This window comes from Bordetella tumbae, assembly GCF_965139195.1.
In the GTDB taxonomy this organism is placed as follows: domain Bacteria; phylum Pseudomonadota; class Gammaproteobacteria; order Burkholderiales; family Burkholderiaceae_B; genus Bordetella_A; species Bordetella_A tumbae.
Genome location: NZ_CBCSJH010000040.1, coordinates 17,580 through 40,391, shown reverse-complemented (window position 1 = coordinate 40,391; position 22,812 = coordinate 17,580). Strand labels below are relative to the sequence as shown.

General features: G+C 59.3%; 23 protein-coding genes and 3 tRNA genes. 11 read left to right on the top strand and 15 right to left on the bottom strand.

The window, feature by feature from the left end; all coding sequences use genetic code 11:
* The first annotated feature begins 3 nt into the window (after positions 1-3).
* Together ACNA0J_RS25665 and ACNA0J_RS25660 are read left to right on the top strand one after the other, a co-directional pair.
* On the top strand, positions 4-783 hold the full coding sequence (locus ACNA0J_RS25665) for a sulfite exporter TauE/SafE family protein (RefSeq protein WP_415821729.1): 780 nt from the start codon (positions 4-6) through the stop codon (positions 781-783).
* A 137-nt stretch (positions 784-920) separates the two neighbouring features.
* Positions 921-1,298, top strand: a complete 378-nt coding sequence (locus ACNA0J_RS25660) for a hypothetical protein (RefSeq protein ID WP_415821728.1) — start codon at positions 921-923, stop codon at positions 1,296-1,298.
* 43 nt (positions 1,299-1,341) lie between these two features.
* Here the strand turns inward: ACNA0J_RS25660 and ACNA0J_RS25655 are convergent, their stop codons facing one another.
* From ACNA0J_RS25655 to radC, 6 genes are all read right to left on the bottom strand, one after another.
* On the bottom strand, positions 1,342-2,763 hold the full coding sequence (locus ACNA0J_RS25655) for an MATE family efflux transporter (protein ID WP_415821727.1): 1,422 nt from the start codon (positions 2,761-2,763) through the stop codon (positions 1,342-1,344).
* Positions 2,760-4,490 carry an ArnT family glycosyltransferase gene (locus tag ACNA0J_RS25650; RefSeq protein ID WP_415821726.1) on the bottom strand — a complete coding sequence of 577 codons (1,731 nt, stop codon included), beginning with the start codon at positions 4,488-4,490 and terminating at the stop codon, positions 2,760-2,762. The genes ACNA0J_RS25655 and ACNA0J_RS25650 overlap by 4 nt, the downstream gene beginning before the upstream one ends.
* 118 nt (positions 4,491-4,608) lie before the next feature.
* Complete coding sequence (locus tag ACNA0J_RS25645; RefSeq protein WP_094822190.1) at positions 4,609-4,875, bottom strand: type B 50S ribosomal protein L31; 267 nt, start codon at positions 4,873-4,875, stop codon at positions 4,609-4,611.
* 148 nt (positions 4,876-5,023) lie between these two features.
* Positions 5,024-5,872 (bottom strand): tryptophan 2,3-dioxygenase, encoded by an 849-nt coding sequence (gene kynA, locus ACNA0J_RS25640; RefSeq protein ID WP_415821725.1) that lies wholly within the window; start codon positions 5,870-5,872, stop codon positions 5,024-5,026.
* 57 nt (positions 5,873-5,929) lie between these two features.
* Positions 5,930-6,559, bottom strand: coding sequence for an arylformamidase (gene kynB / locus ACNA0J_RS25635; RefSeq protein ID WP_415821724.1), 630 nt, complete (start codon positions 6,557-6,559; stop codon positions 5,930-5,932).
* Between the two features lie 80 nt (positions 6,560-6,639).
* The gene (radC, locus tag ACNA0J_RS25630) at positions 6,640-7,317 is read right to left on the bottom strand and encodes a RadC family protein (RefSeq protein ID WP_415821738.1); all 678 of its coding nucleotides are present in this window, start codon (positions 7,315-7,317) and stop codon (positions 6,640-6,642) included.
* A gap of 183 nt (positions 7,318-7,500) precedes the next feature.
* Here radC and ACNA0J_RS25625 point away from each other — a divergent pair, with 183 nt between their 5' ends.
* The 3 genes from ACNA0J_RS25625 to maiA are packed head-to-tail and all read left to right on the top strand — an operon-like array spanning position 7,501 to position 9,634.
* Entirely contained in the window at positions 7,501-7,980 is a 480-nt protein-coding gene (locus ACNA0J_RS25625) for an FKBP-type peptidyl-prolyl cis-trans isomerase (RefSeq protein ID WP_094822186.1), read from the top strand.
* The gene (gene ispH / locus ACNA0J_RS25620) at positions 7,980-8,966 is read left to right on the top strand and encodes a 4-hydroxy-3-methylbut-2-enyl diphosphate reductase (RefSeq protein WP_415821723.1); all 987 of its coding nucleotides are present in this window, start codon (positions 7,980-7,982) and stop codon (positions 8,964-8,966) included. Before ACNA0J_RS25625 ends, ispH begins: the two co-directional genes overlap by 1 nt.
* A gap of 23 nt (positions 8,967-8,989) precedes the next feature.
* A complete protein-coding gene (maiA, locus tag ACNA0J_RS25615) occupies positions 8,990-9,634 on the top strand; it encodes a maleylacetoacetate isomerase (protein WP_415821722.1) in 645 nt (214 codons plus the stop codon).
* Between the two features lie 27 nt (positions 9,635-9,661).
* Here maiA and ACNA0J_RS25610 read toward each other — a convergent pair whose 3' ends face one another.
* The 4 genes from ACNA0J_RS25610 to ACNA0J_RS25595 all read right to left on the bottom strand — a co-directional run bounded on the left by ACNA0J_RS25610 (position 9,662) and on the right by ACNA0J_RS25595 (position 12,832).
* The gene (locus ACNA0J_RS25610; RefSeq protein ID WP_415821721.1) at positions 9,662-9,961 is read right to left on the bottom strand and encodes a putative quinol monooxygenase; all 300 of its coding nucleotides are present in this window, start codon (positions 9,959-9,961) and stop codon (positions 9,662-9,664) included.
* 11 nt (positions 9,962-9,972) lie between these two features.
* Positions 9,973-10,962, bottom strand: a complete 990-nt coding sequence (locus ACNA0J_RS25605) for a Bug family tripartite tricarboxylate transporter substrate binding protein (RefSeq protein WP_415821720.1) — start codon at positions 10,960-10,962, stop codon at positions 9,973-9,975.
* A 99-nt stretch (positions 10,963-11,061) separates the two neighbouring features.
* Positions 11,062-12,147, bottom strand: coding sequence for an isocitrate/isopropylmalate dehydrogenase family protein (locus ACNA0J_RS25600; RefSeq protein WP_415821719.1), 1,086 nt, complete (start codon positions 12,145-12,147; stop codon positions 11,062-11,064).
* A gap of 7 nt (positions 12,148-12,154) precedes the next feature.
* Positions 12,155-12,832, bottom strand: a complete 678-nt coding sequence (locus tag ACNA0J_RS25595; protein ID WP_415821718.1) for a GntR family transcriptional regulator — start codon at positions 12,830-12,832, stop codon at positions 12,155-12,157.
* Between the two features lie 199 nt (positions 12,833-13,031).
* On the opposite strand from ACNA0J_RS25595, the gene ACNA0J_RS25590 reads away from it, so the two are divergent.
* Positions 13,032-13,964, top strand: a complete 933-nt coding sequence (locus tag ACNA0J_RS25590) for a hypothetical protein (protein WP_415821717.1) — start codon at positions 13,032-13,034, stop codon at positions 13,962-13,964.
* A gap of 53 nt (positions 13,965-14,017) precedes the next feature.
* Here the strand turns inward: ACNA0J_RS25590 and ACNA0J_RS25585 are convergent.
* Positions 14,018-14,093 (bottom strand) — tRNA-Thr (locus tag ACNA0J_RS25585).
* Positions 14,094-14,289: 196 nt separating this feature from the next.
* On the opposite strand from ACNA0J_RS25585, the gene ACNA0J_RS25580 reads away from it, so the two are divergent.
* The 3 genes from ACNA0J_RS25580 to ACNA0J_RS25570 all read left to right on the top strand — a co-directional run bounded on the left by ACNA0J_RS25580 (position 14,290) and on the right by ACNA0J_RS25570 (position 15,965).
* Positions 14,290-14,871 carry a YceI family protein gene (locus tag ACNA0J_RS25580; protein WP_415821716.1) on the top strand — a complete coding sequence of 194 codons (582 nt, stop codon included), beginning with the start codon at positions 14,290-14,292 and terminating at the stop codon, positions 14,869-14,871.
* A gap of 228 nt (positions 14,872-15,099) precedes the next feature.
* A tRNA-Asn gene (locus ACNA0J_RS25575) sits at positions 15,100-15,175 on the top strand.
* Positions 15,176-15,548: 373 nt separating this feature from the next.
* On the top strand, positions 15,549-15,965 hold the full coding sequence (locus ACNA0J_RS25570) for a GreA/GreB family elongation factor (protein WP_415821715.1): 417 nt from the start codon (positions 15,549-15,551) through the stop codon (positions 15,963-15,965).
* Positions 15,966-15,974: 9 nt separating this feature from the next.
* Here the strand turns inward: ACNA0J_RS25570 and ACNA0J_RS25565 are convergent, their stop codons facing one another.
* The 3 genes from ACNA0J_RS25565 to ACNA0J_RS25555 form a co-directional block, all read right to left on the bottom strand.
* Positions 15,975-16,550 (bottom strand): N-acetyltransferase, encoded by a 576-nt coding sequence (locus tag ACNA0J_RS25565; protein WP_415821714.1) that lies wholly within the window; start codon positions 16,548-16,550, stop codon positions 15,975-15,977.
* Positions 16,551-16,557: 7 nt separating this feature from the next.
* On the bottom strand, positions 16,558-17,430 hold the full coding sequence (locus tag ACNA0J_RS25560; protein WP_415821713.1) for a bactofilin family protein: 873 nt from the start codon (positions 17,428-17,430) through the stop codon (positions 16,558-16,560).
* A 457-nt stretch (positions 17,431-17,887) separates the two neighbouring features.
* Positions 17,888-20,005, bottom strand: coding sequence for a bifunctional 2',3'-cyclic-nucleotide 2'-phosphodiesterase/3'-nucleotidase (locus ACNA0J_RS25555; RefSeq protein WP_415821712.1), 2,118 nt, complete (start codon positions 20,003-20,005; stop codon positions 17,888-17,890).
* 155 nt (positions 20,006-20,160) lie between these two features.
* Between ACNA0J_RS25555 and ACNA0J_RS25550 the strand changes: the two genes are divergently transcribed.
* Positions 20,161-21,189: a CobW family GTP-binding protein gene (locus ACNA0J_RS25550; protein WP_415821711.1), complete on the top strand. Its 1,029-nt coding sequence runs from the start codon at positions 20,161-20,163 to the stop codon at positions 21,187-21,189.
* Positions 21,190-21,245: 56 nt separating this feature from the next.
* Positions 21,246-21,785 (top strand): SMI1/KNR4 family protein, encoded by a 540-nt coding sequence (locus tag ACNA0J_RS25545; RefSeq protein ID WP_415821710.1) that lies wholly within the window; start codon positions 21,246-21,248, stop codon positions 21,783-21,785.
* Between the two features lie 950 nt (positions 21,786-22,735).
* Here the strand turns inward: ACNA0J_RS25545 and ACNA0J_RS25540 are convergent.
* Positions 22,736-22,812: transfer RNA gene (locus ACNA0J_RS25540), tRNA-Met, on the bottom strand.

Below are 22,812 nucleotides of genomic sequence, written 5' to 3'. Positions count from 1 at the left end.
GCCATGAGTCTCTGGGTGATAGGCGTTTGCCTGATCTGCGGCGCGTTGATCGGCTTTCTGGGTGGCGTGTTGGGGATCGGCGGCGGCCTTATCGCTATCCCGGCGCTGGTCTTGCTGATGGATATGTCTCAGCAATTGGCTCAGGGCACGGCCTTGATCATGGTGTTGCCCACGATCGTCATGGCCGTACGCAAATATAACCAGAAGGCGCGTATCGATCGCCGAGTCGCCGGGGCAGGGGCGATAGGGGCGGTGCTGTTCACCTGGGTTGGTGCGCAACTGGCGTTGGGAATCTCATCCAGTACGTTGAGGATCAGTTTCGCAGTCTTCTTGTTTTTTGTCGCCGCGTTCTACGTCTATCGAATCGTGAAGCCGCCGCGCGCGGCCGTGGTGAAAAGCGAGACACCGGGCCGCCTTGTCCCGCAACTGACGCCGGGACGTTCGGCTGCTCTGGGTGTGGTGTGCGGCACCTTGGGAGGCTTTTTCGGTGTAGGAGGCGCGGTGTTGGCTGTGCCCATTTTGACTGCCGTCTTCCGCCTGCCGCAGACCTCTGCGCAGGCATTGGCGCTCACCATGATCATTCCCGGCTCCACGATTGCGCTGATGACGTACAGTTGGGCCGGGCAAGCAAATTGGTGGATTGGTTTGCCATTGGCGGCCGGGAGCTTGTTGTTCGTGCCGGTGGGCGTGCGTCTGGCTTATCGATTACCCGAACGCAAATTGCGCGCATGCTTCGCCGCCATGTTATTTGCGACGGTGGTGCTATTGATCTTTGAGGCATGACGCCGTGTCACGCATTATTTCGGTAGTTATGACTATTCGTGAGCGGGCGCAAAATTTGCGAAAGACGGCGAACCAATTTCCCCCAGGTCCCTCCAACGAACACGAGCTATTGGCTCGGTTTGCTTAGGAGTACCTTTATGACAACGCCTACTCGTATTGCCACTTTTCTGTTCCAGTCCGCACTGTGCCTGGGACTGGCCGCTGGCCCGGCTTTTGCCAGCCAGAAAGACGTCAAGACGCAGAGTGATGCTCACACGCTGACGCGAGACAGAGGAACGGCTGAACACGTTTCGTCGACGCAGCCTGCTGCCAAGGCATCCGCGTCGCACGCGGCAAAGACCGGTTCACATGTCGCTCATGCCAAGGCATCGAAGTCCGTCGCTTCCAAGGAAACGGCAACCAAGACTCAGGCATCAAAGACCAGCGCTGCAAAGACCGAGTCGTCGGCGAAAGCACATGCTAGCGCACACCAAACCTCCAGCGGTACATCGACGACTCACGGCAACAGCATGTAGACAACGGATTCGCCCGCCGGTCCAGGTTTGTTCCCCAGAGGAATCAGGCAGGTCCCGGCTCGGAAATCACCCGAAAATTGCGCACGACTCTCCAATACCACGCGTGTAGCAGCATCGCCGACAGTGCCAGACCCATCATGGCCATTAGCCACATGGTGCCGGCGCCCGTCGGCGAGCCGGGCAGCAGTAGCGTACGCAGCCAGTCCAGGCCACCGCGTCCCGGCCCGAAACCCAACCACCATCCGCCCAACAGGCCCACGCCCGCCAGAGCGACAACCTGCAGCAACAGTGGTACGACCGCGACCTTGTAGGCGCGCAGCACATACGAGTTGATGCATTGCATCGAGTCGCATAAATGGAATAGCGGAATGATCGTCAATAGTGTGCCCGCCACCGCGGCCACCTGCGGGTCATCCGTATAAGCCGCCAAAATCAACGGCCGTCCTACCAACAGCACGGTGGCAGTCAGCAACGCACCCAGCAATCCCAGCGCCATGCCGGCGAGGCTGTTGCGCTGCGCCTGCCCCAGGTCTCCTGCGCCGATGGATTGCGCGGTCAGCGCAGCGGTGGCAACCCCCAGTGCCATGGGCATCATGTAGCATAGGGCAGCGAGATTTGACATGATCTGGTGGCCACCACTGACATAAGTCCCCTCGCGAGCAACCAGCAGCGCCATGAACGTAAAGGCCGACACCTCGACGAGATACGACCCGCCCATAGGCAGTCCCAGGCGCAGGAGTTCTTTCTGTGCAAGCCAGGCAGGACGGCCCAACGTCAGCGCAAAGCGGCTGAAGTACCGGTCGTGCGTAATGACCCACAGGCCAACACTCAGGCTCAACCAGGATGTGAGTGCCGTCGCCATGCCAGCGCCCGTCGCACCCATTGCAGGCAGTCCCAGGTTACCGTAGATCAAGACCCAATTCAGGAACGCCTTGACTCCTACGGCAGACAGGTTGATCACCATGACGATCTTGGGGCGAGAGACCGCCGTCCCCAATGCATAAATCGTGCGAAACACCAGTGCGGCCGGCAGTGCGAGCGCCAAGGCGCGCAAGTATCCGGCCACGCGTTCGCGCACCTCGGGTGCAACGTCACCCGACAGGGACAGCCAGACATCCGGAAACATCATCAGCACGGCGCCGACAAAGGCCAGCCCCAGTGCGAGCCAGACACCTTGACCCCAACTGCGTCCGACTTCGTGATAGCGTCCTGCCCCAAATTGCTGGGCCTGGATCGGAATCAGCGCATGCACCACGCCCATCAAGCCCACGAAAACCGTGATGTAGACCGAGATCGACAGTGACATCGCCGCCAGGTCGGCGGCGCTGGCGTGTCCGGTCATGGCGGTATCCAGTACGCCAAACGCAATGCCCGCCCATTGGCTGATCAGGACGGGCCAGGCCTGCCGGACGATGCGCAGCATGGAGGCGCCAAACCCTCCGGTGATCGGGACAACGGCAGTCATTGTGAGCGATTCACGCGCAGTAGGCGGAAAATCTCGTGGCGATCTGCCTGTCGGCCCCCGCGCCAGAGCTCCGTCGCGCCGTCGCTGTAGGCGGCATTACCGTCTCGCAGGCGTTCACGCGTCGTTTGTTGCAACACGAGCGGGCATTTTGAGTCGTAGCTCAGCGTCAGATTATCGAAAATCAATAACGAGGCACGCTGACCGCTACCCACACTCAGTCCACGGACGCATTCGTCCGGTTTGCGATGTTGCGCCAGGGCGGTATTCAATTCGGCCGACATGTCACGGTAACTGCGCGCGTAGTCCACCGCGGGTTGCCACAACAGCACCAGCAAAATCCACGTCGCCGTCAGGCCGCTGGCCGACAGGACGGTGCCGCGCCACAGGGCTGACGGATGCGAACGCAAGCGCCACACCACCAAGGCCGCCCAGGCCAACGTGATGACCAGGGCGATGGCGAACGCCACCCACGAAATCGACGGTTCATACCCCGTGGTTTGCCGTGCGATATTGCGGGAAATCTGGGCGGGCCAGCCGAAATGCAATGCTACCCATCCCAGCCAGGCCGTCGCGAGCGTGAGTGAAAAACACATCACGGCAAACCAGTCCAGGGTATTGACCACGCCGCGGCGCAATGTCGGCAGCGAGAATGCTCCCAGCACGGCGCAGGGCACTGCCAGCATGATGAATTCGGCGTCGGTGGGTTCTTCCAGGAATACCAGTTCCAGCGCGGCAAACGCCGCGAGTCCCAGCGCGAACCAGATGTGCGGCGCGTAGAGCCATTCGCGCCAGCGCCATACCGCCAGCAGGGCGAGCGGCCATGTCGGCCACAAATACCAGGGCAGATCGCGCACCGTCCGGCCGAAATCCGACAGACTGGGCCAGCTAAAGGAAGAAAGATTCCAGGTTTTCCAGTTGCTGATCCAATATTCGCTGCCTTGCGACGCGGGGATCCACCAGGCCAGTGTCAGGACTGCGGTGACCCCTATCGCCAATGGCAGCCATTGACGCCGTGCCCACAGCGCGCCGCGAGGGTGAAAGGCTACCAGCGCGGCCAACATAATGGGCAAGGCGCCTACCCAGCCTCGGGTCAGAAACGCCGCAGCCAGGGACACACCCAGGGTGATCGCGCCCGATGTGGGGCGATCCAGCGTCCGTGCCAGGGCATAAAAGGCCAGCGCCTGCCATGCCATGATCGCCGGAACCACCGAGGTCTCATGGGTGCGTTGCAGAATTCCCACCGTGGCCAGCAGCAGCAGCAATGCCGCGTCGGCCAACATGCGCCCGTAGTCGCGAGACGAGGGCTCGCCACCAAAAGGCAGCGCCAGCGGCTGCGCCTCTGTGCGGCGTCCAACCAGATAGGTTCCGTACCAGACACTGCCGGTCGTGATGGCAAACCACAGCAAATTGGGCAGCCTGCCGGCCGTGATGTCGCCCAGCCAAGGGCCGAACAACTGCATGCATATCGCGCCAGCCCAGGTGATGAGCGGACCTTCTTCTGCGTAGGCCAGTTGGCCGACCTGCGGCCACAACCAGGTCGTGCCACCTTCGCGCAGGGCGGTGATCATGGTGGCCAAGCCGACAGCATCGTCCGTTTTCCAGGGGTCGCGCATGAACAAGCCGGCCAGAATATAGGCCAGCGAGAGTCCCAACAGCACTAACCGAGGTAATTTGGCGGTGGCCGAGGCAGTGAGTCGGGCTGGAGTCGAACGCGTTATCGGAGACACGGAGCTAATGTAACTGAGCAGTCCGGGCCTGTGGCCCTGAAATGGGGATGGATCGGATCAATATGGAAAAAAAAGCAGCCCGAAGGCTGCTTTTTTGAGCATCTTGGGAGACGCCAGTTTACGACGCGGATTTGACCGTGCCAGCCGTACGGGCGAAACGGGCGCGGAATTTTTCAACGCGGCCGGTTTCGACGATACGGGTTTGCGCACCCGTGTAGAAGGGGTGGGACTCGGACGTCACGTCGCACTTGAAGAGCGGGTAGGTCTTGCCGTCGAGTTCGATGGTTTCGCGGCTGTTGAGCGTCGAGCGCGTGATGAATTTGTTGCCCGTTTGCAGGTCAACGAACACCACGTCACGGTATTCGGGGTGAATGCCTTCTTTCATGATTAATTCCGGTTCTTCCGGTCTTGCCGGGGGGTTAGCGGGTCGCCAGCCTCGCGGGGGAATGCGCACTCAGGGCAGTAAATCCCTGGCGCAGCCAACCCATTCGCAGGCCACGTATCCAAAAAGCAACTTCGTATTCTAACACGCCCTAGAGGTTCGTGCGCAATGTCCAGATTTCGGGAAAGAGCACGACGTCCAGCATTTTGCGCAAATAGCCTACGCCCGAGGTGCCGCCGGTCCCTCGTTTGAACCCGATCACCCGTTCGACCGTGGTTACGTGTCGAAAACGCCACAAACGAAAGGCATCCTCCAGATCGGTGAGCTTTTCCCCTAATTGATACAGATCCCAATATTGGTCGGGCTGGCGATACACCGTCAGCCACGCCGCCTCAACGCTCGGGTCGGCCTGGTAGGGCTGTGTCCAGTCGCGCTCCAGGTGGTTTTGCGCAATGTGCAGGCCATTGCGGGCCAGCAGGCGCAGCGACTCGTCATAGAGAGACGGGGCTTGATAGGCCGATTGGACCTGCGCGAGCAGATCCGAGCGATGGGCATGTGGTTTGAGCATGGCGCCGTTCTTGTTGCCCAGCAAAAACTCGATTTGTCGATATTGATAGCTTTGAAAACCGCTGGAGCGGGCCAGATAGGGGCGCAACGCAGAGTATTCCGGCGGCGTCATCGTCGCCAGTACGTCCCAGGCATGTACCAGTTGCTCCATGATTTTGCTGACGCGGGCCAGCATCTTGAAGGCTGGCGGTAAATGATCCTGGGCGACATGAGTGATTGCCGCTCGCAGTTCGTGCAGCATCAGCTTCATCCAGAGTTCGCTGGTCTGGTGTTGCACGATGAACAGCATTTCGTTGTGCTCGGGTGAGAGCGGATGCTGAGCGCCCAGCAACTCGTCTAAATGGAGGTACTCGCCATAGGTCATGTCCTTGGAGAAATCGAGTTGCGCGTGTTCGTCGCGAACAATGTTCTCGGGGGTTTCAGACGGATTCATAGTGCCTGACCTGAAAGGAAGCCGTTGCTGGATGGGGCAACGGGCTTGAATGGGAAATCAGCCCAGTTCGCGCAGAACGGCACGCACCGGACTGGCATCAGCCTGGATCAGTGCCAACGGCAGGGCGATCAATTCGTAATCGCCAGGCTCTACATCATCGAGCAGCAGGTTTTCAAGGACCCGTATGTCGCGCCGCAGGATGACGTGATGGCTGTCCAGGGTCTTGCTGGAGGCGGGGTCTATGCTGGGCGTGTCCAGCCCGATCAACATGACGCCGCGCTCGGCCAGCCATTCAATCGTATGCGGCGCATAGGCCGTGAAATCGTCCGTCCACCATTCGAGCGAGGCATGACGCGCCGTACGCACCAGTACTCGTGGCGGCAGATCGTCGATCGCGTGCATCAGGTGTTCAGGCAGGATGAGCGGCCCGCAGTCAAACGCGTGGATCACGCGACAGGGGCCCAGGAACGGCTCGAGTGGTACCTTGCCGATGGCCGGCGCATCATTGCCATAATGCAGCGGCGCGTCGGCATGGGCGCCGATATGCGGCGACAACGTGATTTCGCTGACATTGACCGGACAATCAGGCGTCAGCGTCCATTTCCATTGCTGGCGATATGGCGTATCACCGGGGAAAACCGGTGAATTGGCCGAGACCGGCGGCGAAATATCCCAAAGACGCTTCATGGGGCGGCAGATATGGAAAAGGTGTCACGTAATAGGAGAGAGCATACCGCAACCGGGCGTGGTATTTATCCGCGCCGACACTACAACAGTCCCAGCTCCGCCATGGACACAACGCTGTTGCCGGCGACGATCAGGTGATCGATCAATCGGATATCGACCAGGGCGAGCGCCTGTTTCAGCCGATGGTTGAATGCCCGATCGGCTTCGCTGGGCTGGGCGGAACCCGACGGGTGATTGTGGGCCAGGATCAGCGCGGCGGCGTGATGGCGCAGTGCCTCGCGCACGACTTCGCGCGGATAGACCGATGCCTGGTTGAGTGTGCCGCGCGCCAACTCACCGGTAGCGATGAGATTGAGCTGATTATCCAGGTAGAGGGCCAAGCAGTGCTCTACGGTGCGATGCGTCAGCGCCATCTGGAAATATTGTTTGACGTTTGACGGCTGCGACAGCGCGTGTTTGCGGGTCAATTGCTCTTTCGTGACACGCTGCGCCAGCTCCAGGATGGCGGCCAGGGAGCCTGCCTTGGCTGAGCCGAGTCCCGGCAGCGACATCAATTCCTGTGGCGAGGCAGCAAACAGGCCCCGCAGTCCGCCATATTGGCGTATCAATAGATTACCCATCTCGATGGCCGTGTGGCCTCGCGTACCGGTGCGCAGCGCGAGCGCCAGCAGTTCCGCGTCACGCAATGCACAGGCGCCATGGCGCAGCAGGCGTTCGCGAGGGCGTTCGTGTTCAGGCAGATCGTGAGGCAGACTCATGGCAAGGCGGGCAAAAATCATAGAACTCTCAGCATGCCAGGCAAGCCGCTGCTCCGGGGCGGGAGTGAACGTTTTTGCCCACTCGTATAAGTACGCACGGGTCGAGTGGGGGACAGTGCCAGCCCGATCAGGCTAACTCGTTCTAAAATCGGGGCTTACCGTTACTATTTTTGGTGATCCATTTTGACCGCCACGACTGCCGACCAGACGACCCCTGTCGTCCGCCCTGATTCGTACTTGACGCTGCACTATCGCATTGTGTTGGCATCCGGCCCCGCCGAGGGCTCCATATTTGCCGATACCTTCGACGGGCGTCCGGCCACGTTGCAGATGGGCAGCGGCCAATGGGCGCCAGGTCTCGAGACGGCCTTGCTGGGCCACGCCGAGGGTGAAAAATTCAGCATCACGCTAACGCCCGCCGAGGCTTATGGTGATCGCAACCCCGATTTGATCCAAAAGGTCACGCGCACCATGCTGGCCGAGCATGCCGGGGCCGATGCCACCTTCGAGCCCGGCGATCTGGTTGAATTCACCGCCCCCAATGGCGGGCGTTACTCCGGCGTGCTAAAGCAGCTCGAGCCCGATTACGCCTTGTTCGACTTTAATCACCCCCTGGCGGGAACATCGCTGCGTGTCGATGTCGATATTTTAGGAGTGCTGTAATGACTCATCCGGTCACTGACGCCAACGCCGAGGTTGTGCTGGCTCAGCCGCGTGGCTTCTGTGCGGGGGTTGATCGGGCCATCGATATCGTCGAACGCGCCATTGAATTGCACGGCGCGCCTATCTATGTGCGTCACGAAATCGTGCACAACCGCTACGTCGTCGAGGATTTGCGGACCAAGGGGGCGATCTTCATCGACGAGCTTGATCAGGCGCCTGCGGGATCGATTGTGGTGTTTTCTGCGCATGGCGTGTCCCAGGCCGTGCGCCGAGAGGCCGAAGCACGTGGTTTGCAGGTATTCGATGCGACCTGCCCCCTGGTAACCAAGGTGCATATCGAAGTCTCGCGCATGCGCGCCGCTGGCCGGGAAATCATCATGATCGGTCACAAAGGCCATCCCGAAGTCGAGGGCACCCTGGGCCAGGCCCAGGGCGGGATGTATCTGGTCGAGACCGCCGAAGACGTGGCAAACCTGCAAGTCACCGATCCATCGAACCTCGCGTTCGTGACGCAGACCACCTTGTCAGTGGACGATGCCGCGACGGTGTCGGCGGCCTTGCGCACCCGCTTTCCGGATATCGTCGAGCCCAAGAAAAGCGACATTTGCTACGCCACGCAAAATCGCCAGGACGCCGTCAAGATCCTGGCGCCCGAATGCGACCTGATGTTGGTGGTGGGCAGCCCCAATAGCTCCAATTCCAATCGTTTGCGCGAGGTGGCCGAGCGTATTGGCATCGACGCCTACCTCGTGGACGGCGCCGACTCTATCGATCCCTCATGGTTGGCGGGGCGCCGGCGTATTGGCATCTCTGCGGGGGCTTCCGCCCCAGAGGTCCTGGTGCAAGAAGTCGTACAACGCTTGAAAGAACTGGGCGCGCTGTCGGTGCGCACAATGCCCGGTCTGGAGGAAAACATTGCGTTCCCGCTGCCCAAGGGCTTGTCGCGCAAAGCCGCGCCCGCGGCGGACGCGGCATCAGCCACCTGAGTTTGCGTGTATGAGGAGACAACATGCAGTTGTATAGCTATTTTCGCAGTTCGGCCGCGTACCGTGTGCGGATCGCATTGAACCTGAAAGGCCTGTCGTACGAATACCTGGGCGTGCACTTGCTGAAAAACGGGGGAGAGCAGCTCTCCGAATCGTATCGCGAGCTGAACCCGACCGCCTTGGTGCCTACGCTGATCGACGGCGATGTGGTGCTGGGGCAGTCGATGGCCATCATCGAATACCTGGACGAGACTCACCCGGATCCCGCGCTATTGCCCGCTGATCCAGTGGGCCGTGCCCGCGTCCGCGCCATTGCCCAGACCATTGCATGCGACACGCATCCGCTGAACAATCTGCGCGTGCTCAAATACCTGAAGCGCGAATTGAAAGTCGACGATGCGGCAAAGGATGCCTGGTACAGGCACTGGGTCGATCTGGGTTTGGGGGCGGTAGAGACCATGTTGGCCAACTCGCCTGCGACAGGCAAGTTCTGCCATGGGGATACCCCCGGCTTGGCCGACCTGTGCCTGGTGCCTCAGGTTTACAACGCACGCCGTCTGCAATGTGATCTATCTGCGATGCCGAACGTCGTGCGCATCGATGCCGCCTGCCGCGAGTTACAGGCTTTCGATCTGGCTGGGCCGGACAAACAGCCAGATACCGAATAACAAACCGTCTCGCGAGGATTGACCCGCCTACTGCAGGCGGGCAAAAATCCGAACGGTCTTGGACAGTATGTCCGATGCCGTCTGCCGGTCGAATTTGAGAAAGTGCTCGGTCTTCAGATGAAGCTGAAAGGCGGCTTCATCGTCATAGACCTCATACAGCAAAAATTGCGCTTCATCATCGGGTGCCTGGCATACATCGAATACCTGGCACCCGGATTCCTGCCGCAGTGATGCCGTCGCATTTTCCAGTATGAGAGGCAAGAATTCCGCTACCCGTTCTGGTTTGATCACGATCTCGACTGAGACGACATAGGGTGGGTTTGGCATAGTGTTTTGATTCAATCCAGTTCCAGGTTGATTTTCTTGGCGAGCGCGGAAAAGCGCTGAATTTCCGCGTCAATCTGACTGCCCATCTGCTCGGATGTGCTGCCCACGGGCTCGGCCCCCGCGTTGCTGAGTTGCTGCCGTATTTCCGGCACCGCAAGTATGCGCGCAATCTCGGTCTGCAGTTGTGCAATGATTGCTTTAGGCGTGCCTGCCGGTGCCATCAGGCCAAACCAGGTGGCGATGTCGAATCCGGTCAAGCCCGATTCCGAAAGCGTAGGCACATCAGGCAAAGCAATCGATCGTTTGCCCGAGGTGACGGCCAGCGCGCGGACTTTTCCCGACGTGATGTAAGGCAAGCACGACGACGCCGTGTCGAACATTGCATGAATCTGCCCGCCCATCAAGTCCGTGATTGCTGGCGCGCTGCCTTTATAAGGAACGTGCAGCAACTGTGTGCCCGCCATGTCATTGAATTGCTCGCCGATCAAGTGGTGTGCGGTGCCGTAGCCGGTGCTGCCATACGAGATTTTGCCCAGCTGGGATTTGGCCAGCGCAATAAATTCCTGCACATTCTTCACCGGCAGTGACGCGGATACGATCAGCACATTCGGAACGTTAGCGATGATGCTGATGGGGACGAGATCCTTTTGCAGATCGTAGCTATTCTTTTTATATACCGCCTGAGCGATCGAGTGATGAACGGCTGCCATCAGCAGCGTATAGCCATCCGGGGCAGACTTGGCCACATAGTCGGCGCCCAGACGCAAGCCCGCTCCTGGCTTGTTCTCTACCAGTACCGGCTGCGTCCACGCGGCCTGCAACTGGTTGGCGATGAGGCGGCCAATCAAATCCGTCGTGCCGCCAGGCGGCGAGGGGACGACGATTTTGATCGGACGCGATGGGTAATTCTGCGCAAAAGCACTTACAGAGGGCAGCATCAGGCATGCAGCGGCGGCCGGCAGCGCCACAAACTGTCGGCGTGACATGCGAGGGTCGGTCATGGGTGTTCCTCCTTGGGGCACCTCGAGGGTGCGTTGTCTCCAGAATGGGAGTGGCCTCCCATTTATTCTTTGAACAGACTGCCGCGTGGTAATGCGGCCTTATAGATGGCGCAACACGGCATTGGCGATATCCGCCGTCGTGCTTTTGCCGCCAAAATCAAACGGCAAGACTTCTTTATTGGCGAACGATGTTCGCAGGGCTTTTTCTATGGCTTGTGCCCCATCGGCCAGGGCGGCATCCGCATGGCGGTCTGCCAGCCATTCCAGCATCATGGCCGCCGAGAGCAGCATGGCGCTCGGGTTGGCTATGCCTTGGCCCGCAATATCTGGCGCCGTGCCATGAGCAGGTTGAAAGACGGCGTGGTGATCACCGATATCCGCCGAGGGCGCCATGCCCATGCCGCCCACGAGCGCTGCGATCAGATCGGACAGAATGTCGCCGAACATGTTTTCGGTCACCAGTACGTCGTATTGCCAGGGCTTCATGATCAAGTTCAGCGCCATCGCATCGACATAGGCATTTTCTGTCGTGATGCCTGGAAAGGCTTGAGCGCGCTGTTCGAAAATCTGCCGCCAGTACGCCATGGACGTAAAGACGTTCGCCTTGTCCACATTAGTGACGTGGCCCCGCTTGCCCGCGGCTTTTCTTTGCTCGGCGAGCCGCAGCGAAAAATCGCACACTCGCGCGGTTCCCTGGTGCGTGATTTTCATCGTATCCAGGGCGTGGGCCTGTTCGCCGGTGCCTTCAATCGTTCCGCGCCCACGCGCATAAAACAAGCCTTCGGTACTTTCGCGGACCAGCACCAGATCGATTTGCGCAGCACGCGGATCGCGCAGCGGGACGGGCAGGCCGGGCCAGGTCTTGATGGGACGTACGCCCGCATACAAGTCCAGCGCAAAGCGCAGATCGAGTTGCGGAATGACTTCAGTGCCGTCCTTTGCGCGCACATGAGGCAAGCCCATTGCACCAAACAGAATGGCATGTGCATCGCGGCATGCCTTCAGCGTGGAGTCCGGCAAGGCATTGCCCGTATCGGCATACAGTTGCGCGCCGGCCGGGTGCACCGTCAAGGTGAATTTGCGGCCGATGCGCGGCTCGAGCGCCCGCAGGATCTCCAGCGCGGCGTTCATGACTTCCACGCCAATTCCATCACCCGGCAATACTGCAATATCGTAACTAGTCACTTGTGCCTCACATCTGTGCGAGTTTGAATTGATCGAAAATGGCTAACAGCTCACGGCTGGCGCGTTCGCGATGCGCGCGGTTTTCCCGGGAGGCGCCTTCGGCGTCGCCCTCGCGCAAGCGGGCTACCAGTGCGCGATGCTCGCGCGTCGAATTAACTGGCTTGGGACGCAAGCGCAGAGAAAACATGCGCGCGCGATGGGCGCGATCCCAATGCTTCATGACGCCATCCGCCAGCAATTGATTGCCGGCCAATTCCACCAGCGCCATGTGAAATGTTTCGTCCGCTTGCGCCCATGCATCGAGATCATTGCGTTCCAGCGCGATCTCCATGTCATCCGTCGCTTTGCTCAGCGGTGCGAGCATGTCGTCTGTCGGCTTTTTGCGTGCCAGCAATTCCGCCGCCATGCATTCCAGCGCAGTCAGCACCTCATAAATTTCGCGCATGTCGTTCGGGGACACCGGCAATACCAGCATGCCGTGACGCGGCACCAGGTCGATCAGGCGCTCGGCATGCAGGCGAATCAGTGCCTCATGCACAGGCGTGCGGCTCATGCCGAGTGCGAGGGCGACCTCCTGTTCCAGAGCGCGATGCCCGGGCGGCCAGGCGTTATCGAGAATGCGTTGGCGAATCTGTTCGTACGCGGCATCGGCGAGTGATGTGGTGGGCTGGGGTTTGGCGTTCATAGGGGTAAAGAAAATTCAGTTTTGCGCATGCGTTAATTAATACGTTAATGTATACGTTGTTTGTCGGGATAGCTGGGGAAAACCCGCGGGCGAAATAAGTCATCGCGGCAATCACGCCGCGTCTGCAGCACCCCATCTCCATCGGCTGCATCTCGCGATGCTATATAGTCACCGCTCACTACCCGACCGGAGGCAGAGCATGGTGAAGCAGGGGTGGCAATGGTTGACGGCTTGCGCGATTGCGTTCGGGCTGGCCGCGCCAGGCGCGACCGAGGTGCTATACGACCGGGATGGTTTGCGCGGTGAGCGCGTCCCCTACGGCCAAACCAATCCTGCTACGGGTCAACGCCAGAGCGGCTACACCTATCAGGTCACGTTCAACGGTGCCAAACTTTGTGGTGACGACGTGAGCCTTCTGCTGTTTCCCGGCCGCGATTTCAAGCGCTTTTACTGTGCCGGCCCGATTCAGCCTCTGCCTGACGGTATGTTGGTGTTCTTTACCGGCGGCGAGACGGCTTTGGCGCGTGTGCGCGTGATGCAGGGCCGATTACAGGTGCAACGTATTTCCATGTCGAGTGACGCCAAGCGCGACAGCTTGCATGAGACCCGTTTCCTGGATGCAGGCATGGCTGGTTGGACGCGCATTCAGACGGCCTGGGAAGACACGGTGATGATTCAGCATATGCCGTTTCAGGTGGTCTATCTGGGCGAAGGGCGTCTACTCGATATTTCTGATGGCGTAGCCTATTTGGCACGTGCGCGCCGTACGCAGTACGTCCAGATCGAGCCCGATAAATGGGTCGACTTGCCCAATATCGGCAGAGTTTTCAGCCGCGGTCGCGAACAGAGCTATCAGGTAGGACCGACATTTCGTGCCGTGCGCTGGCCAGAGGGGCGCGAGTTGGCCAGGCTTGACCTGGACAGTTGCACCGATTTGCCCAAGCTCGAGTTCAGTCCTGGCGATGGGCCGTCGGATGCGTTGGTGAAATATGCAGATCTCTCTGCGTGGCGCGCGCAGACGCTGGTCTATGCTGCGGCCGGCAAGGGCAGTACCTTGCGTCTTGCGGCGAGCACCGATGTGCCTCGACGCGCTGGTTGTACACCAGACAAGCCACCCAAGCACGCCAAATAAATCAGGCTCAGAAAAGAAAAAAGGCCGACGCAAGGTCAGCCTTTTTTGAATCCTGGTGCCGGCAAGAGGAGTCGAACCCCCGACCTTCGCATTACGAATGCGCTGCTCTACCAACTGAGCTATGCCGGCGTGCATTAGCGCTAATGCGCCTTTGCCAGTAGCGCCTACGCCCGTGGCGCAGCACCAAAGACCGAAATCATATCAGAAATTTTTGGCTCCTGTCGAGACGAACGACGAATTTGTTCTTGCGTCGCGCGAACGGTTGCAGTATTTGTCAGTCAATCTATGAACGCCGCATCCGCCGGTTCATTAATCAGGAGTCCATATGCACACAGTCAGAGCCCTTACGTTCGCTTGCACCATTGCGCTGAGCGCTGCGGCGGCCGCCGAGCCGGTCACCTACGACCTGGACCCGGACCATACGTATCCCAGCTTTGAGGCCGACCATATGGGTGGGTTATCGACCTGGCGCGGCAAGTTCAACCGCTCCAGCGGCACCGTCGTGTTGGATCGCGCCGCGCGCACCGGCAGCATCGATGTCACCGTGGATATGAAATCCGTTGATTTCGGGCATGACGAAATGAACAAGCACGCGATGGCGGCCGATATCCTCGATGTAGAGCGTTATCCCACCGCCGTCTTCAAAGGGAAGTTCACCGAGTTTGACGGCGACGTGCCGGACAAGGCCCACGGTGAGCTGACTATGCATGGCGTGACCCGGCCCATTACGCTAGACATTGATGACTTCAAGTGCATCATGCACCCCATGACCAAGCGCGAGGCCTGCGGTGCCGATGTGTCGGCCGAGTTAAATCGTGCGGATTACGGGATCGATTTTGCGTTGAATATGGGATTCAAGCCGGAGGTAGAGTTAAAAATCCAAGTGGAAGCCCAACGTCGGCAATAGCTTTGCGCGGGTTTCGGCCAATACGCTCCCACCTTGCACAACAGCGGTCCGATCGAATTTTTTCACGGGCTGCTGGCTTGATTGTTGATCGTGGATAAAACCCGCCGACCGGCCCTTTAAGGATCGATAAACTCAGCGCGAAAAGCGCGGAGCAAAAAATATAAACTTTCTTGCCCCTCGACTTGCACACTTCCAAAAATTCGTTCATAATCTCGTTTCTTTAGCAGTTCCCCGATAGCTCAGTCGGTAGAGCGACGGACTGTTAATCCGCAGGTCGCTGGTTCGAGCCCAGCTCGGGGAGCCAAAAACGCTAAAGAGAAGTACCGACACAGCAAATTCGACGCCGCCTTTCAGGTGGCGTTTTGCTTTTCCGGTTTTCGTTTTTTTGCGTTGAGTCCAGCGCATAGGCTCCAACTCTCTCATGGTTGCTCCTGTCTTCAGTGGGCAGCACATATGAGGTACCATTCCCTACATGAACGCGGCTGCTCGATTTGCCTTCGCTATCGTTGCTTTTGCGCGCACTGGACGCCGGTGCGCCGTTGGCGCGCGCTCGTTCAACAGGGCTCATAACACCGACGCAGACTCCTAAGCCCGGCAGCAGATCAGAACTCCATCCTCAGGAGTTTGCTGCCGGGCCAAGCCAGACATCCCTATTTTTTTCTGTCTGTCAGGAGTCCATGATGACCGCTGTTTCTAATACCGAACGTATTTTCTCTGAGCTCGATCGCGTCCGCGTCGAGCGTCTTGCCGCACGATTCCCCACGCCGGATGGTCTGGCCCACACGGTGCTGGAAGGCTTTGACGAAGGCGACTTCATGATGCCTAGCGATATTCCCGATGATGTCGTCACCGTGAATTCGCGTTTGCGCGTCCGTGATCAGGATGGCAATGTCCGCGAGATCACGATTTGCTACCCAGGCGAGGCCGATGCCACCAAGGGATTTTTATCAGTGCTGTCCCCGGTCGGCGGTCAGTTGCTGGGTCATCGCGCGGGTGCGACGGTGTCCTGGGCCGATCCGAGTGGCGCCACGTCGAGCCTGCACATCGAGGCTCTGCTGTTTCAGCCTGAGGCCAGCGGCGAGCTCGCGCTTTGAGGCACGTCGCTAGCGTGACGGATTGCCGGCTGCCAGCGCGAGCAACCGTTGCGCGCTCCAACCCGCGCCGCATAGTAATAGCCGGGTGTGCAGGTCTTCGAATGTTCTCCATTCGATAGATCTGCCCAGGTCGATCAGGCGTCTGTCCTGCAGTTGCACGTGATGCAATGGGTAGTGCTCGCTCAATGATCGCCAGAGCTCCAACGCGCCTGGTGATTGACGGGCGCCGCTCAGCAGGCACAGGCCGGCGTCCAATGCTTCTAAATAGAGGCGCTTGGCGAGTCCTCTGCGTTGATAAGGCTCTCGGTAACGAGAATGTGGGGATCGTATGTATTGATCCAGTCTACGATCCAGCCCTGTCACGCGATTGAAAGTGGTGCTGCCGGCCAGCCAGCGTTTTGCCGGATCTTCTACATACAAAAAGGTTTCACCCGATGCGGTGCGGCGATAGCGGGGCAGGGGCTTGTCGCGCAGATTGGGTAAAAATATTGTCCCGTCTACTGCTGCGTTTCGCAGGCAATGGGGGTACAGCGAGTCCAGCTCAGCCTCCAGCCGGGTGCCTCCGCGGGCTACATCGATTCTCATGTCGCCTCTACCTTTGCGTATCGTCAACCGAGGTCCAATGGCCGCTGCGCAGGCTCCCGGGCCGGCGGCACGCGTGAACGTTCGCGCTGCTTTCCCATGCGTGTTCGGGCACCTGCAGGCCAGCATAGATGCCGTAGCCTTCGCCCGCGCAAATCTCGCCTTCGGTATACAGGCTTTCTCCGGCGCTGATGGCGTTGGCTGCCGATATTTCCGTTAGCGCCTTGATGCCCCAGCCTGCATAGAGGTGTCCGCCGCATTGCAGCGATCCGCCGCATTCGACACCTTGGCGCGTGACAATATCTGCCTCGCTGGTAACGTTCCCGGCCACGCGAATGCTTTTTTCGCAATGCAGGGTGTTGACCTGCAGGTCCTGACCGGCGTGCACTGCGCCCCGCACTCGAGCGGGGCCGGTGCATGTCAGGTCCCAGCCTGCGCGAATGCTTTCGCAGTCGACCTCACCCTGGACAAGGATATTCCACGCAGCGTGAACACGGCCGTTCACGTGCAGCGTGTCGCCGCAAAATATCGCGCCGGAGCAATGAATATCGTCGCCTGCCTGCAAGCGATCTTGAACCCGCATTCCGCCGCCCACGCGAATGCCTCGTCCAGTACGCAACGTGCCGGTGACCTCCAGCGTGCCTCGGACTTCTATGGCGCCTGCAAAGACAAAGTCTTCTGCATCCAGGTGATCCAGTTTCAATACTGCGTCCGTTGGGCCAAATTGATCCAGCAGCCAGCACGCATCCTTTGTGCGGCCATCGGCAACGAGCGCGTCCAGCAATTGTTGGTAGGTGCCTTGCGGTGGCGCATGGCGCAGATACCAGCGAAAGCCGTCAGCGCAGGGCTGTTTGAGTTTGATGAAGTCCTTGGTGATGTCCATGCGAGTCCCTGGGCTGGCCTATGCCGTGTGGTGGCTGGCCATAGGGGTGTGCTCGTGCGGCCTGTACGCCGGTGCATACCGCAACGTTGCGGCAACGCCATCCGCGTTGGGATGGCCGTGGTTTCCAGAGCAGTATCGTAAAAACGAGCAACACCTATTCGCGCGGCTGATGCCCGACGACCTAGGAATTGCGCAAAAAAGATAAGTGGGAGGTCGCCGGGCTAGTCAAGTGCGGCGAAAGCCGCGGCTGGGCCGGCGCTTGTGGGTAGTGGATGTCGAGCACGCCAGATCGGCCACCGGGCGGTGGCTGTCGCACGCAGCAGAGTGCGTGAATAGGTGAGGCGGCTATGCATGGAGCCGAATTGTAGGCCAACGCCAGCAGGTTTGCACATCCGCTGGCGTTTGCGCCTGTTCTGCCGGTGCGACGGGGAGCCGGCCCCGCCGCGTTGCTTCCGGGTCAGTTGGTCTGCGACAGGTCAATGTCATAGACCGCACGTCCCTCGCCAGATCCATCATCCGCGTTGATCAGCGCGATTCCTGTCAGGCCAGCTGCTTGGGCGACACTCAATGAGTCTTTGCCGGATTTGAACAATACGGCGCCGGCGGTTTTTACGGGAGTAAATCGCCAGCTGCGCGCCGAGCCATTTGCGCTGCGGGTGATTTGCGGATTGCTCTTGATGTAGTTGATCACCACATCGCGATTCGCATCGGGTGATGCGTAGACAATGTCGAACGCCTTGCCTTCACCCAGGATGTAGCGAGCGCTGCTTTCGGCACGATAGTTATTGGTGGCGACGATGAAATCCTTGCCATCTGCCGGTGCATCGAGATACGTCAGATTTTTGATGCGGCTGCCCTGGGGCTGGGTGACGTCGATCTCATATCGCAGATCTGGTGTGGTGAACATATCAAAGTTATAGCCGGCGAAAGCGGATTGTCCCGAAGGCACTTGCCCGGTTTTGGTGTCTTTGATCAACCACTGATCTTGTGTCGATGACGGGTCAATCCGGTTAAAGCGCAAAGCGGCATTTTCCAGCCAGAGTTTGAGCTCTGCGCCTGTGACCTTCACGGCATACACCGTGTTGGGGTACAGATACAGATCCGCAGCGTGATAAATGGCGAGCGCGCCTGGCGCGACATCGGTGTAGTCGCCGCCGCCCTGAAATCCCGCCTTGAATGGCGCGCTGATCGACAGGATGGGCAGGTCGGCATACTGTGGCAGATTGGCGGTCACATAGTCGCTGACATAGGCCTGCTGTGCCTGATTGACCAACTGAATCGCCCCCGGATCTCCGACATCAGCAAACAGTGTGCTCATGCGGAAGTTCGAGTTGCCTATGGGTGTTTTGACATATTCCACCGCGGCTTCGTGTTGTGTCTGCACGGATGCTGCGACAGCTGAGTCGGCTGCGACATATTGCGTGCCGCCATTGGCGTCGGTGCTTTGAATGGTGCGTATTTCAGCGGTGGTTTTCGAGGTGTCGATGCTCCACGCCTGGCCATCCCATTGCAGGGCGTAGTCAATCACGCCCAGGCCCTTGCCCCAGGAGCTGGCCATGACGGCCGGCACGCCGTATACCGTGCCGACGGCATTGTCCACGCCGGGATAGGTATAGGCGGGGTTCGTGCCGCGATCGGGGAATGTGCTGTGCTGATGCCCCATGATCAGGCCGTCGATGCCGGCGACCTGTGCGATGTACAGGCCGGGATTTTCCATGTCCGCGGAATAATTCGCATCGCTCATGCCGCCGTGCAGCAGTACGAAAACGAGATCGGCGCCCTCGGCGCGTGCTTGGGTAACTTGGGCTTGAACGGCGGCGCGGCCGTCGCTGATCGTGACCTTGTTTTCCAGATAGCGTTTGTCCCAGTTCATGATGCCAGGGGTGGTCAGGCCGATCACGCCGATCTTGATGGGTAGCTTGACGGGGTCGCCGTCCTCCTGCGTGGCGTTGACTTCGCGTTCCAGAATGACATGGGGCGGCAGCAGTTCCTTGCCGCTTGCGACGCTTTGCACGTTGGCCAGCGTCATCGGGAATCCCGGGCCCGTGCATGACAGGCTGGCGTCTACGCCTTCCACGTTCAGCCCGCCGCCCAGCACTTGATTCAGATAGGGCAGCCCGTAGTTGAATTCATGATTGCCCAGCGTGCCGGCATCGTATTGCAATACCGCCATGGCCTTGTACATCGAGGATTGCTGGCTGCACGTGATGGGCGAGACCTGGGCCTCGTAATCGGCCAGCGCCGTTCCTTGAATCGTGTCGCCGTTGTCCACGAGCAACGTATTCGGGAATTCCTGGCGGGCGGCTCGGATCAATGTGGCCGTACGTTCAAAGCCGTAGGTAGGGTCTTCCGCGAGCTTGAAATAGTCGTAGCTGCGAACATTGAAATGCAGATCGGTCGTCGCCAGCAGGGCCAGATTTGCCGAGGCTTTTTCTTGGACCTCTGGTGGCGATGCATTATCGTCGTCAGAGTCGTCACTGTTGCTGCAAGCGGAAAGGGAACCCGCCAAAACCAGCGCAAGCATCGCTCGCGGGAGGGCTCGGCGAGGGTTCAGGAACGGCACGCGCACAGACATCGGAAACTCCTGATGTAGTTATAAATAGAGTCGCCGAGTATTGCGGGTGTTGCTGACCGGGTTGTGACCAATGGATGTCTGGGAGATGACAGTATGTCGTATGGTGTCGCTGCTTTTCTCTTTCTTTTATGGCGCTGAGCCGTCAGAATTTCGTCATGTCCGCCTCTGAGCAATCTCCTCATGACGCCGCCGATCATCGCATCGGCGTGACGGTGCTGACCGGCTTTCTGGGTAGCGGCAAAACCACGCTGCTCAATCGCCTGGTGCGCGAGCCTGCGTATGCGGACGCGGCCATCATCGTCAACGAGGTGGGCGATATCGGTGTCGATCATCATTTGTTGCGCCATGCGGATGGCCGTATCGCTCTCATCGAAGGCGGCTGTATATGTTGTTCCGTCAATGGGGACCTGGTGAACACGTTGCGCGAACTCTTCATGTCGGCATTGCGCCGGCAGATTCCGCGCTTTCGCCGGGTGGTGATTGAAACGACGGGGTTGGCTGCGCCTGCAGCGATTTTGTTCACGCTGCGTCATGAACACTTTGTCGCTGAGCGCTATGTTTACCGCGGCACCATCACGGTCGTAGACGCGAAACACATTCGAACCCAGTTGCTGGAGCAGCCCGAGGCAGCGCAGCAGGTGGCCGCGGCGGATGTGATCGTGTGCACGAAAGCCGATCTTGTCGAGTCCGTGGTGGTGGAGGGGGCTATACAGTCGGTCCGGCAGGTCAACCCTGGCGTGCCCGTCCTGGTGCAGCAGGCTGATATGCCCTTGGATGGGCTCCTGACAGCCCCCGAGCTCCAGCGCCCGCAGACGGATCCGGTTGAATCGAATCGCTGGCTATTGGGTTTTTTGTCGATGGGCGGCGTCCGCCATCCTCAAATCAGGCATGCCGTATTGCAATGGTCAGCGTCAGTCAGCCGGGCCGTATTTCTGACAGGCATGGCGCAACTTCAAGAATCCCATCATCGCGGCCTGTTGCGCATCAAGGGCGTGGTCGGATTCGAGGGTGAACCTTTGCCTTGCGCCATTCATGGTGTGCATCGCGACCTTTATCCCTTTGAGCCGTTGGCGGCCTGGCCTGACGGCGGGCATCGTTCTTGGTTGGTGTTGATCGTCCGCGAATTGGATCCTGAAATCCTGATCCGACAGCTGCGTACCTCGCTGCGGTTGCCCGTGTTTTGAAGACTGGTTGCTAAAGTTGTCTCGAGTTTTGGGAATTTTGCGAAAGGAGCGTTTCCGTGGATAGATTGATCAGGCCTGCCGGCGAAGGCTGGGAAGCAGGAGAAACTGTAGCTTCGACGATCTCTAGTTGGGAACAGACGACCGGTCGCGCCTTGTCAGCCGATTATCGCGTCTTCTTGATCAAATATAATGGCGGCCGACCATATCCGAATATGTTCAGACATACTGCGCTGCTCCCCGAGGAAGGGAGCGCGAATCCGACCGAGCATTTTGTTGATCCTTTCTATTCTTGGGATCGGGCTGTGGACTGGAGCCATGAACTAGGGGACCGATTGCCCGCCGGGTGCCTCACAATCGGAGCTGATCCCGGTCTTCTCGAAATCGTTCTTTCGCTACGCGCCGACGACTTTGGGGCGGTCTATAGCTGGGTGCGAAATTGGGCGAGTTGGGGAAGCGCCGAAAACAACTATCTGTGTCCTCAGGCATCGTCCTTCGGTGCGTTCATCGCTGCGCTTTTCGATGACGATGAGCAAAATGGCTATGACTATTGGCACACGCCGGGCCAAGATAGTTTGAAACTCGTGTTCAATATCTAGCCTAGAAAACTGTCACGCAATTCCTGGAGGCTGTCTCAAAACCCAAGCCGTGATCGTGCGCTCTCGTGATCTACTTCAAACCCAGGCCGTCAATGGGATCGGCCCGACCGATGTGAACCAGAGCCGAAAGGTAGACCTCAAACCTCCACGATCAGCAAATGCCGGTCTCGATCAAAACCTGCCCGGGTCCGAAGGATTCGCCGCACAATCGTAGTGGCCGATTGTCGCGCTATGCTTTGTCTGCGAGGGCATTGTGGGTATAATTGTGGAACTGTCTTCATGTAGACCAACGTCACTCCAGCTGCCAGCCTCATGGGCCGGCAATGTGCTCCGGTATAACCGTGTTGCCTAGCTGGGGGTGCAGGCAAAGTCGCGGCGGGTATTTCCGCGGCGGGCCGTCCGACAGCCGGTGCCGTTACAACGGTTCCAGCGCTGGTCGTGGGGTCGCCGGATGAGTTGGCAGGCCGCCCGTGCTGGCCGGTCATGCAGACAGATGGTCGTCCCATATGTCTAAAAATCGTCGGCTTAGTATCGCTGTCAGACGAGTTCGTCCTGTGCATGGTCACAGGGTGTCATCGGTCTGATATGTGTATCGCTCCGGGGTGGGGGTGTCCTGTGTCTCCGTCCTGTGCTTTGGGGCCAGGCGATTCAGGTTCATTTTTTCAGCAAATGCCGCTGGTGCGGCGCTGCGCACTGATACGCGCGGCATGGTGCGAGCCCAAGGCGCTTTTCGGTGCAGGGCGGCACGGTGCCACGTCTAACAGGAACGTCGTGAACATTACGCAAGTCCACGCTACATTGGTTTTTCCGCTACAGGGGCTGTATAGCCCCTGCGGGCGGGCGGGCGCCGATCTTGGCGCTGCCGCCGGAGCCTGTTTTGCCGAGCGAGCTTGTGACGATCATCACAACAAACAAAAAGGCCCGGCGGTAAGCCAGGCCTTTATGAAATTTGGTTGCGGGGGCAGGATTTGAACCTACGACCTTCGGGTTATGAGCCCGACGAGCTGCCAGACTGCTCCACCCCGCG

Bases quoted from the DNA above. Each gene is read 5' to 3' on its own strand.
- ACNA0J_RS25570 (WP_415821715.1), top strand. From the start codon at position 15,549: ATGATGACCGCTGTTTCTAATACCGAACGTATTTTCTCTGAGCTCGAT.
- ACNA0J_RS25550 (WP_415821711.1), top strand. From the start codon at position 20,161: ATGTCCGCCTCTGAGCAATCTCCTCATGACGCCGCCGATCATCGCATC.
- kynB (WP_415821724.1), bottom strand. From the start codon at position 6,559: ATGAAGCGTCTTTGGGATATTTCGCCGCCGGTCTCGGCCAATTCACCG.
- ACNA0J_RS25610 (WP_415821721.1), bottom strand. From the start codon at position 9,961: ATGCCAAACCCACCCTATGTCGTCTCAGTCGAGATCGTGATCAAACCA.
- ACNA0J_RS25605 (WP_415821720.1), bottom strand. From the start codon at position 10,962: ATGACCGACCCTCGCATGTCACGCCGACAGTTTGTGGCGCTGCCGGCC.
- kynA (WP_415821725.1), bottom strand. From the start codon at position 5,872: ATGAATCCGTCTGAAACCCCCGAGAACATTGTTCGCGACGAACACGCG.
- radC (WP_415821738.1), bottom strand. From the start codon at position 7,317: ATGAGTCTGCCTCACGATCTGCCTGAACACGAACGCCCTCGCGAACGC.
- ACNA0J_RS25665 (WP_415821729.1), top strand. From the start codon at position 4: ATGAGTCTCTGGGTGATAGGCGTTTGCCTGATCTGCGGCGCGTTGATC.
- ACNA0J_RS25560 (WP_415821713.1), bottom strand. From the start codon at position 17,430: ATGGACATCACCAAGGACTTCATCAAACTCAAACAGCCCTGCGCTGAC.
- ACNA0J_RS25580 (WP_415821716.1), top strand. From the start codon at position 14,290: ATGCACACAGTCAGAGCCCTTACGTTCGCTTGCACCATTGCGCTGAGC.
- ACNA0J_RS25655 (WP_415821727.1), bottom strand. From the start codon at position 2,763: ATGACTGCCGTTGTCCCGATCACCGGAGGGTTTGGCGCCTCCATGCTG.
- ACNA0J_RS25555 (WP_415821712.1), bottom strand. From the start codon at position 20,005: ATGTCTGTGCGCGTGCCGTTCCTGAACCCTCGCCGAGCCCTCCCGCGA.
- ACNA0J_RS25590 (WP_415821717.1), top strand. From the start codon at position 13,032: ATGGTGAAGCAGGGGTGGCAATGGTTGACGGCTTGCGCGATTGCGTTC.
- ispH (WP_415821723.1), top strand. From the start codon at position 7,980: ATGACTCATCCGGTCACTGACGCCAACGCCGAGGTTGTGCTGGCTCAG.
- ACNA0J_RS25595 (WP_415821718.1), bottom strand. From the start codon at position 12,832: ATGAACGCCAAACCCCAGCCCACCACATCACTCGCCGATGCCGCGTAC.
- maiA (WP_415821722.1), top strand. From the start codon at position 8,990: ATGCAGTTGTATAGCTATTTTCGCAGTTCGGCCGCGTACCGTGTGCGG.
- ACNA0J_RS25565 (WP_415821714.1), bottom strand. From the start codon at position 16,550: ATGAGAATCGATGTAGCCCGCGGAGGCACCCGGCTGGAGGCTGAGCTG.
- ACNA0J_RS25660 (WP_415821728.1), top strand. From the start codon at position 921: ATGACAACGCCTACTCGTATTGCCACTTTTCTGTTCCAGTCCGCACTG.
- ACNA0J_RS25645 (WP_094822190.1), bottom strand. From the start codon at position 4,875: ATGAAAGAAGGCATTCACCCCGAATACCGTGACGTGGTGTTCGTTGAC.